The organism is Mesorhizobium sp. P5_C1 (assembly GCF_054049815.1).
In genome coordinates this window covers 1-9,563 of sequence record NZ_JBFULQ010000193.1, presented here as the reverse complement: position 1 = coordinate 9,563, position 9,563 = coordinate 1, and the positions used below count along the sequence as shown (strand labels likewise).

Annotated in this window: 7 protein-coding genes; 6 read left to right on the top strand and 1 reads right to left on the bottom strand. The window is 63.4% G+C overall.

The features are described 5' to 3' along the window. Positions 1-19: 19 nt before the first annotated feature. Entirely contained in the window at positions 20-805 is a 786-nt protein-coding gene (locus tag ACXJ7R_RS16695; RefSeq protein WP_457152803.1) for a protein-L-isoaspartate O-methyltransferase family protein, read from the bottom strand. A gap of 31 nt (positions 806-836) precedes the next feature. Here ACXJ7R_RS16695 and ACXJ7R_RS16690 point away from each other — a divergent pair, with 31 nt between their 5' ends. The 6 genes from ACXJ7R_RS16690 (at position 837) to ACXJ7R_RS16665 (ending at position 9,418) form a co-directional block, all read left to right on the top strand. Continuing rightward, complete coding sequence (locus ACXJ7R_RS16690; RefSeq protein WP_457152802.1) at positions 837-1,190, top strand: hypothetical protein; 354 nt, start codon at positions 837-839, stop codon at positions 1,188-1,190. Positions 1,191-1,403: 213 nt separating this feature from the next. Beyond that, the gene (locus ACXJ7R_RS16685; RefSeq protein WP_457152801.1) at positions 1,404-3,050 is read left to right on the top strand and encodes a tlde1 domain-containing protein; all 1,647 of its coding nucleotides are present in this window, start codon (positions 1,404-1,406) and stop codon (positions 3,048-3,050) included. 128 nt (positions 3,051-3,178) lie between these two features. Next, positions 3,179-6,202, top strand: a complete 3,024-nt coding sequence (uvrB, locus tag ACXJ7R_RS16680) for an excinuclease ABC subunit UvrB (RefSeq protein WP_457152800.1) — start codon at positions 3,179-3,181, stop codon at positions 6,200-6,202. Between the two features lie 72 nt (positions 6,203-6,274). Next, positions 6,275-6,610 carry a hypothetical protein gene (locus ACXJ7R_RS16675; RefSeq protein ID WP_457152799.1) on the top strand — a complete coding sequence of 112 codons (336 nt, stop codon included), beginning with the start codon at positions 6,275-6,277 and terminating at the stop codon, positions 6,608-6,610. 122 nt (positions 6,611-6,732) lie between these two features. Next, a complete protein-coding gene (locus ACXJ7R_RS16670; protein ID WP_457152798.1) occupies positions 6,733-7,638 on the top strand; it encodes a DMT family transporter in 906 nt (301 codons plus the stop codon). Between the two features lie 253 nt (positions 7,639-7,891). Then, positions 7,892-9,418 (top strand): ABC-F family ATP-binding cassette domain-containing protein, encoded by a 1,527-nt coding sequence (locus ACXJ7R_RS16665; RefSeq protein WP_457152797.1) that lies wholly within the window; start codon positions 7,892-7,894, stop codon positions 9,416-9,418. Positions 9,419-9,563: the final 145 nt, after the last annotated feature.

Sequence of the window (9,563 nt, the reverse complement as noted above, 5' to 3'; positions counted from 1 at the left end):
GCCTTACCAAACGGCCGGCTCAGCTGTTGTGCGTGCCGACGATCTGGTCGCCTTCCATCTTGGTGAAGGGCACGAAAGGCACCACCTTGCCATTATAGATGTCCGAGCGGACGATGTTGAACGTGCCGTCGGCGAGCTCTTCTTTGATCACCTTGAGCACATGCTGGGCGCCTGGCGGACCGACCGGGATGACCATGACGCCATTCGGCTTGAGCTGCTGCAACAGCGACGGCGGAATGTGGTCGATGCCGCAGGTGACGATGATCTTGTCGAACGCCCCAACGCTTTCCCAGCCGTAATAGCCATCGGCGTTGCGGCTGGTGACCGAGCCGAACTCGCTGTAGCCGCGCTCGATCAGCGCGTCATAGGTGCGGCGGGTGCGCTGCGCCAGCGGATTGATGATCTCGATCGTGTGCACCTTGTCGGTCAAATTGGCCAGATAGGCCGACTGGTAGCCGGAGCCGGTGCCGATCTCGAGCACGGATTCGCCGAGCTTGACGTCGATGGCCGTCGTCATGCGTCCGACCAGATGCGGGCCGGAAATGGTCACGCCATAGCCGATGTCGAGGAAGGCGTGATCATAGGCACGCGCCAGATTCTGCGGCAGGACGAACTCCTCGCGCGGCGTCAACAGGAAGGCGCGCTTGTTGCGGTCGTCCAGCACGTCCTTGTTGTAGACCATGATCTGGAAGCGATCGAAGCGCTCGGCCAGCAACTTCGGGTCCTCGCCTCGATTGGCCACCATCCACTCGATGAACGCCTTCTTGTCGTTCACCGGCACTTCGGCGTTGCGATCATACGGCACCGGCACACTAGCCCTAGCGGCGCCAGGAAGAATGGAAAATGCCGCCGCCCCCGCCGACAGCGTCAAGAAGTCCCGACGCTTCATTAAAAAGCCTCCAAAAGTGGCCTTTGCCACCTCAAACCCAAGCATTTCAATCCGATTGCACTGCCTCCCAAAACGAGTCAATGGCCGTCGAGGGGCGACCGTCCGGGCGATGAATTTGTGGCAGGCGGGCAACAGTTTTGCCGATGCCGACGGCCTGTTCAGCAGCACTCAATGGCGCGCGACATTGTCGCATGACTCGCTGAACGGCCTTTTTGGTAAATTAGCAAAGGCTGTTTTGCTTGACTTGGGCGGCAAAAACAGGCAGCAAAACAGGATTGGAGGGGCTCCAATGCCGCGTTGATGGTCGTGGACAAGCCTTTTGAGGCAAAAAGTCCACGTCGTTCGTTTGGTTTTGAGAGGGATTGATTAACCAACTTTGTCCATATTTTGAAGCAATCGGCAACTAACGACAGGCGCGATAAACGCGTCGGGGACCACCTGGGATCACTCACAGAATGGTCGTCGCGGCTATGACAGCCGCGGACGTGGGAGCCGATTGGAGCAAGATTGGTGCATGGCGTTCTTGAGTAAAAAAATTGGCGGGGACGAGCGTTGGGACGGCGAGACCGCCTGCGACGCGCCACGGTCCTCTTCCTTCAACCCTGAACGGATCGTCCGCTGGGTCGCGGTGCCCGGTGTTAGCGCGGCCATTGGCCTGTGGCTGGTCGGTACCATGGCTGGCCTGAGTTCCGTCGGCGCCTCGCTGTCGGCGACATCAGGCGGCCTGCCGCAGACGCTTTCGATGCCGGGGGCGCTTGCCCTTGCCGATCCGTTGAAGCAGCGCTTTCTGAGATCTTCGGCGCCGTTCGTGCTGGCCAGTGCCCATGGCGGCACGCAGGCGCTGCACGATCATTCCGTGCAATGCGGCGCGAGTTGCTTCAAGCTGGCTGCGTTAAACCCGCAGGCTGAGAAATCCGCTCGCCTCGTGGTGCAGGCAAAGCCAGCCCCGATGGTTGTAAAGTCGAAATCGCAAGAGCGTTTCGAGCGCATGGAGGCGTCGCTGTCGCCGGCCAAACTCGCCGCTGCCTTTGCCGGCGCCGGAAAACCTGTCGTCGCGGCCGACGCATCCGCGCGCCCGGTCATTTCCACCGTTGCGCCGCAAATTGCTGAAGCGTCCCTAGTCCCGTCCGTCAAGGTCATGGCCAGCCTGTCGGATGACATGCCGGCTCCAGCGGCCGAACGCTTCGCCCGGATGGATACCGGCTCCGTCGTCGTGCAGACGGCGCCGCAGCCGATGGGCTTTGCCCAGTCGGACGCACAGACGCCAGACAGCGCGCAGTTGGCGCTTGCCCTCGTCCAGTCGCTGCAGGTCGACGACGAGGCGTTCGCCTCGCCGCTGCCTATGACCGAGTCCTCGGCCGATGTCGCGGTTTCGCCTGTCGAAACCCAGCAGGCACAGCCTGGCGATGCCGCCTCGCTGCCGGATGCGCTGACCGACGACGTGCCGTTGCCGACCCGGCGCCCGCAATTCGACGCGCCGCAGCAGCCCAAGGTCGTACAGCAGTCGACGAAACCCATCCAGCAACAGTCGAAGCCCATCCAGCAACCGTCGAAGCCCGTCCAGCAGCAGAAGCCCGCCCGTGAGACGGTTCAACGGGCCCAGCCCTCCAGGCCGGCGCGGCAAGGCAGGCCGGGCGAGGGCGACGTGCTGGCCTATGCCAAGCCCGACACACCTTCCGGCGGCCTTGGCCAGGCATTCAAGAACCTGTTCAACTCGCCGGGCTCCAGCAGTGGACCCGGCAATGGCGTCGCCGTCTACGACATCAGCGCCAAGACCGTCTACATGCCTGACGGCTCGAGGCTCGAGGCGCATTCGGGCGTCGGCGCCATGGCGGACCAGCCGCGCTATGCCGATCAGAAGAACCGCGGACCGACACCGCCCAACACCTACAATCTGTCGCTGCGCGAGTCGCGCTTTCATGGTGTGGAGGCTTTGCGCCTGACACCGGTCGATGGCCGCAACAAATACAATCGCGACGGCCTGCTGGCCCATACCTACCTGCTTCGGGGCCGCTACGCCCAGTCGAGCGGTTGCGTCGCCTTCAAGGACTATGCGCGCTTCCTCGCCGCCTTCAAGAAGGGCAAAATCAAGCGCCTCGTTGTGGTGCCGCGCCTGTCGTCTTCGCCGACGCAGGTCGCATCCGCCGCCAGGGGCGCGTAATACCAAGAAGCATTCGGCCGCACTTTCTGCCCTGCTCCTGACAGCCTACTGTCAGGAGCAGCGTTGTCCGATACGCCTCTCCCCATCGCGCTCTTTCCATTTTGGCCGGGAAATCCCATATTCGGGACATGGCCAAATCCCCCGACAAAAAAACGCCGCCGACGGCGAGTGACGACCGCGCCGCCCCGAAGCGGCGCAGCCCGCTGACCGATTTCCTCGACGCCTCGGAGCCGCTGCACAAGGGCGGCTTCGCCGAGATGCCGCAGGCCGAACTGTCGGGCACGCCGCTGGCTGGTTCGATCGCCGATTGGGCCGAGCAGATCGAGCAGGAAGCCGAGAAAGAGGGGCGCCTCGGCAGCAGGAGCGACGGCGGCAAATCGCCGAAGCCATCGAAAAAGATCCCCGAGCGTTCGTCGTCGCCCGGCCGCACCGCGCGCGGCACCTCGATGGGCGGTGCAGCGACAGCCAGGGAGCGCACCGCAGCCGGCCTCAACCCGGTCGCCGGCCTCGACATTTCGCTGGAAGAAGCCGAGACGATGACCTCGAGCGGCGTCACCGCTACGGTGGCCGCGCTGTCGGCGCTGATCGAATCCGGCAATCCCCTGCACAAGGATGGCGTGTTGTGGACGCCGCACCGCCCTGCCCGCCCGGAAAAATCCGAAGGCGGCATCGCCATCAAGATGGTGTCGGATTTCGAACCTGCCGGCGACCAGCCGACGGCGATCAAGGACCTTGTCGAAGGCGTCGACAACAGCGATCGCACCCAGGTGCTGCTCGGCGTCACCGGCTCCGGAAAAACCTTCACCATGGCCAAGGTGATCGAGGAGACGCAGCGCCCTGCACTGATCCTGGCGCCGAACAAGACGCTGGCCGCACAGCTCTATTCCGAGTTCAAGAAATTCTTCCCCGAAAACGCCGTCGAGTATTTCGTCTCCTACTACGACTATTACCAGCCGGAGGCCTACGTTCCGCGCACCGACACCTTCATCGAGAAGGAGTCCTCGATCAACGAGCAGATCGACCGCATGCGCCATTCGGCGACGCGCTCGCTGCTCGARCGCGACGACGTCATCATCGTTGCCTCGGTGTCTTGCATCTACGGTATCGGTTCGGTCGAGACCTACACGGCAATGACCTTCCAGATGCAGATCGGCGACCGGCTCGACCAGCGCGCGCTGCTCGCCGACCTCGTCGCGCAGCAGTATAAGCGCCAGGACGTCAACTTCGTGCGTGGCTCGTTCCGCGTGCGCGGCGACACGATCGAGATCTTTCCGGCCCACCTTGAGGATCGCGCCTGGCGCATCTCGATGTTCGGCGACGAGATCGAGCAGATCACCGAGTTCGACCCGCTGACCGGGCAGAAGACCGGCGAGTTGAAGAGCGTCAAGATCTACGCCAACTCGCACTATGTGACACCGCGCCCGACCCTCAACCAGGCGATCAAGTCGATCAAGGAAGAGCTCAAGCACCGGCTAGTGGAACTTGAGCGCGCCGGCCGGCTGCTCGAAGCACAACGGCTGGAACAGCGCTGCCGCTTCGATCTGGAGATGCTCGAAGCCACCGGCTCCTGCGCCGGCATCGAGAACTATTCGCGCTATCTCACCGGCCGCCAGCCGGGCGATCCGCCGCCGACGCTGTTCGAGTACATTCCCGACAATGCGCTGGTCTTCATCGACGAAAGTCACGTCACCGTGCCGCAGATCGGCGGCATGTATCGCGGCGACTTCAGGCGCAAGGCGACGCTGGCAGAGTATGGCTTCCGCCTGCCGTCCTGCATGGACAACCGGCCGCTGCGCTTCGAGGAGTGGGATGCCATGCGCCCGCTCTCCGTCGCCGTCTCGGCAACGCCGGGTGGCTGGGAGATGGAACAGGCCGGCGGCGTCTTCGCCGAGCAGGTCATCCGCCCGACCGGGCTGATCGATCCGCCGGTCGAAGTGCGCCCGGCCAAGACCCAGGTCGACGATGTCGTCGGCGAGATCCGCGACACCACCAAGGCCGGCTACCGCACGCTGGTGACCGTGCTGACCAAGCGCATGGCCGAAGACCTCACCGAATATCTGCACGAGCAAGGCATCCGCGTGCGCTACATGCACTCCGACATCGACACGCTGGAGCGCATCGAGATCCTGCGCGACCTGCGGCTCGGCGCCTTCGACGTGCTGGTCGGCATCAACCTGTTGCGCGAGGGCCTCGACATTCCCGAATGCGGCTTCGTCGCCATTCTCGATGCCGACAAGGAAGGTTTCCTGCGTTCGGAAACCTCGCTGATCCAGACCATCGGCCGCGCCGCCAGAAACGTCGACGGCAAGGTCATCCTCTATGCCGACCAGGTCACCGGCTCGATGGAACGGGCGATGGCCGAAACCGGCCGCCGCCGCGAAAAGCAGATGGAATGGAACGCGGCCAACGGCATCACGCCGGAATCGGTCAAGTCGCGCATCTCGGACATCCTGGACTCGGTCTACGAGAAGGACCATGTCCGCGCCGACATCTCGCAGTTCACCGACAGCGCCGGCGCCATGATGGGCAACAATCTGAAGGCCCATCTCGACGCCATGGACAAGCAGATGCGCGACGCCGCCGCCAATCTCGATTTCGAGAAGGCAGCCCGCATCCGCGACGAGATCAAGCGGCTGCGCGAGATGGAACTGTCGATCTCCGAAGACCCGCTGGCGCGCGAGATGGAAGGCCAAAGTCCCGCCTCGGGCCGCGAAAAGGGCAAGCACAACAAGGGCGTGGCCAAACATCGTACGACGGAGGAACAGGAGCGTTTCCGCAAGCTCGACGCAGCACGTGCCGCCGAAGAGGCGGCCAAGGCTGCCCGGCCCAACCTCTTCCGCAAGCCGTCGCTCGACGCCATGGGACCGGGCACCGACATGCCCACGCCCGCAGGCGCGGTGTCCCGTTCGCTGTTCAAGAAGCAGTCGGCCGAAGAGGCGCACGGTTCCGATTTCGGCATCCCCGGCGACGCCACCAAACCGCTGTTCAAGAAGAACTCGCTGGATGAGATGACGGTGCGGCGGACCGAGACACCCATCGAGGGCGACAAACCGGTCAAGCGCGAGCGCGCCGGCATTGGCTCCTATGAGGATCCCGGCGACGCCCGCCGCGAAAAGCGCCGGCCAGGCAAGACGGGCAGGCCGGGACGGTAAGGCTTGCATGCCGGCTTGAACGGTAGATTTCGGCTAGTTGCGGACTTCCAAAGCCATCACCTAGAATAGGTGATGCTCGTCGTTCGCAGACTTGATGAAAAGGAGTTCAAGGCTTGCTTCACTGAGCCGATGACGAATGTCACCGCTACCGCGAATGCCATCGTGGACATATGGCCTTATGTCGACGCACTAAATCTCGACGAAATCGGCGTGCCCTATCTGAACGACGTTCACTATGTTTACCGAGACGCCCAAAATCGGTTTGATCAAGTCTTGATTGGCACCGGCCGGTTCAACGCCCTTCTGGTGATCGTTGTTGATCTTGGCAACAGCACGGTATTCGGCCATTTCCTTCTCGACCTCAACAAAGAACATGGATTGAGTGGCGGTCACTTGAGACCTGTCTGATCTCGGAGCCGCACGGTCGGCCGGCTGGACCATGCGCCAGCCCTTGTCAGTTGCCGGTCGAAACGATACGGGCCGTGGCAGCTTCTCTCCTTCCACCTGCAAGCCCCACGGCCCTCCACACAATGAAGCCCAAGGACATCGCTGCCTACGTCTTCCTGGCCGTCACCTGGGGGCTGTCGTTCCTGGTGCTGCTCAAGGTGGTGCATGCCTTCGGCTGGATCGGTGCGGTGACCTTGCGTTCCCTGATCGCCGGCATCACGCTTCTGCTGCTGGCAGGAGCAACGAGGCGCCGGCTCGACTTCAGCGCCGGCTGGTCGCACTTCGCCGTGGTCGGCGCGACGACGGTCGCGGCACAGTTGATCGGCCTGTCCTATGCCACCCCGCGCATCGGCACGGCGATGGCGGCCATCCTCGTTGCCGCCATCCCGCTGTTCTCGATGATCATCGGCCAGTTGTGGGGGCTTGAGCGCATCACCGTCCACGGGCTGGCCGGGCTGCTGCTCGGTGCCGCCGGTATCATCATTCTCGTTGGCTTCCCGGCAGTGCCCGTCACGACATCCTTCGCGCTAGGTTGTGCCGCATCGCTGTTCAGTTCCTTCTCGGCGGCCTTCGGCAGCAACTATGCCAACCGCCATCTGCGCTCGGCCGGCTCGCTCGAACTCACCAGCGCCGCCTTCCTCTTCGGCGGACTGATGACGCTGCCGCTCCTGCTGGCCGTGCCGGTGCCGGCGATGCCGCGCGCCATCGACTTCCTCTATCTCGCCATCCTTGCCTGCGTCATGAGCGCAATGACCTATGTCGTCTATTTCCGCTTGGTCGCCAGCATCGGCGCCACCAGGACGATCAGCGTCGAATTTGCCGTGACCGTGATCGCCGTGCTGGTCGGCACGGTCATGCTCGGCGAGTCGCTGACCCTCGTCCAGGCCTTCGGCGCGGTGGCGATCATCGCCGGCTGCGTGCTGGTGCTCGACCCATTCCCGCGCCGGATGAAAGCGGCAGCCTTGCCATCGGCCTCGCCCTTGGTGTAGTCATCTCCCGTACTCGAACGTCTTGAAAGGAGGGCTCACGTGTTTACGTTTTTTCGTCACCATCGTCAGCGTGGCCCGATTTCTGCCCTGCGAGCTAGCTTGCAGGGCTGACCAGGGACGGTCCGGGTTTTTCCCGCTTCGATTTTATTGGTCTGCCCTTCGTGGTGTTGCAACGCCTGTTCTGATGGCCTGCACGCGCACCGTCAAAGTGCATTGAACCGGACTTGGCTCCGGCAAGACCAGAGAAATCAAAATGGCCCTGATCAGCCTCAAATCCCTCGGCGTCACCATGAGCGCGCCGCTCTTTGCCAATCTCGACCTCACCATCGGCACCGGCGACCGGCTCGGCATCGTTGCCGCCAATGGCCGCGGCAAGTCGACCTTGCTGAAATGCTTGACTGGCGAGATGGAGCCGACCTTTGGCGACATCAGCCGCACGCGCGGCCTGTGCGTCGGCCATGTCGAACAGTCCGTTGCATCGGCCCTTCTCGACCGTACGTTCCACCAGGTGGTGGCCGATGCCTTGCCGCCTGAGCAGGCCGAAAGCGAGATGTGGCGCGTCGACGTCGTTCTCGATTCGCTCGACGTGCCCGAGCCGATGCGCGAACGGCAAATGCAGGCGCTGAGCGGCGGCTGGCAGCGGCTTGCGCTGATCGCCCGCGTCTGGGTCACCGATCCGGATGTGCTGCTGCTCGACGAGCCGACCAACCATCTCGACCTGGCCAGGATCAGCCAGCTCGAAACCTGGCTGAACACGCTGCCGCGCGAGGTGCCCGTCGTCGTCGCCAGCCACGACCGCGCCTTCCTCGACGCCACCACCAACCGGACCCTCTTCCTACGCCCGGAACAGTCGCCGGTGTTTGCCCTGCCCTACTCCAGGGCAAGGCAGGCTCTCGACGACGTCGACGCCTCGACCGAGCGCAAGTTCCAGCGCGACATGAAGGTAGCGCAGCAATTGCGCCGGCAGGCCGCCAAGCTCAACAACATCGGCATCAATTCGGGCAGTGACTTGCTGACGGTCAAGACCAAGCAGCTCAATCAACGCGCCGAGCGCCTGGAAGAGGCGGCTGCCCCGGCGCATCGCGAGAAATCGGCTGGCGCGATCAAGCTCGCCAATCGGGGCACCCACGCAAAGGTGCTAATCACGCTCGAGGACGCCGCAGTGGAAACCCCTGATGGAACGCTGCTGTTCAGGACCGGCAAGCGCCACATCTGCCAGGGCGATCGCATTGTCCTGCTCGGCTGCAATGGCGTCGGCAAGTCGCGCTTCGTCACCCTGATCCGCAACGCCATCCTCGAGCCAGAGGCGGTGCAGAACGTGAAGGTGACGCCGTCGACCGTGCTTGGCTATAGCGACCAGGCGCTGTCGGGCATCGGCGGCGACGACACGCCGCTGGCGATGGTCTCGCGCCGCTACGATGTTGGCGAACAGCGCGCCCGCTCGCTGCTCGCCGGCGCCGGCGTCGGCATCGATATGCAGGAGCGACGGATCCGCGTGCTGTCCGGCGGTCAGAAGACGCGGCTGATGATGCTGGCGCTCAGGCTCGCCAACCCCAATTTCTATCTGCTCGACGAGCCGACCAACCATCTCGACATAGACGGCCAGGAAGCGCTGGAAGCGGAGCTGCTGGAGCATCAGGCAAGTTGCGTGCTCGCCTCGCATGACCGCTCCTTCATCCGCGCCATCGGCAACCGCTTCTGGCTGATCGAGAAGCGGCGGCTGACCGAAGTCGAGGATCCCGAGGACTTCTTCCGCTCGGTGGCCGAAGCGGGTGGCTGAGGGTTGGCGGCAGGATGAAACGCCAATCGTATCATGGCATGAGACGTTCTCTTGACTTCCGAGACGTATCATGCAAAGATACGTATATCGGATACGGCAGATGATACGCTCGTTCAAGGACAAGACCAGCGAGGCCGTATCAAAC

Excerpts from the sequence above, each read along its gene's own strand:
- ACXJ7R_RS16690 (WP_457152802.1), top strand. The coding sequence starts at position 837 with ATGGAAAATGCCGCCGCCCCCGCCGACAGCGTCAAGAAGTCCCGACGC.
- ACXJ7R_RS16685 (WP_457152801.1), top strand. The coding sequence starts at position 1,404 with ATGGCGTTCTTGAGTAAAAAAATTGGCGGGGACGAGCGTTGGGACGGC.
- ACXJ7R_RS16675 (WP_457152799.1), top strand. The coding sequence starts at position 6,275 with ATGCTCGTCGTTCGCAGACTTGATGAAAAGGAGTTCAAGGCTTGCTTC.
- ACXJ7R_RS16670 (WP_457152798.1), top strand. The coding sequence starts at position 6,733 with ATGAAGCCCAAGGACATCGCTGCCTACGTCTTCCTGGCCGTCACCTGG.
- ACXJ7R_RS16665 (WP_457152797.1), top strand. The coding sequence starts at position 7,892 with ATGGCCCTGATCAGCCTCAAATCCCTCGGCGTCACCATGAGCGCGCCG.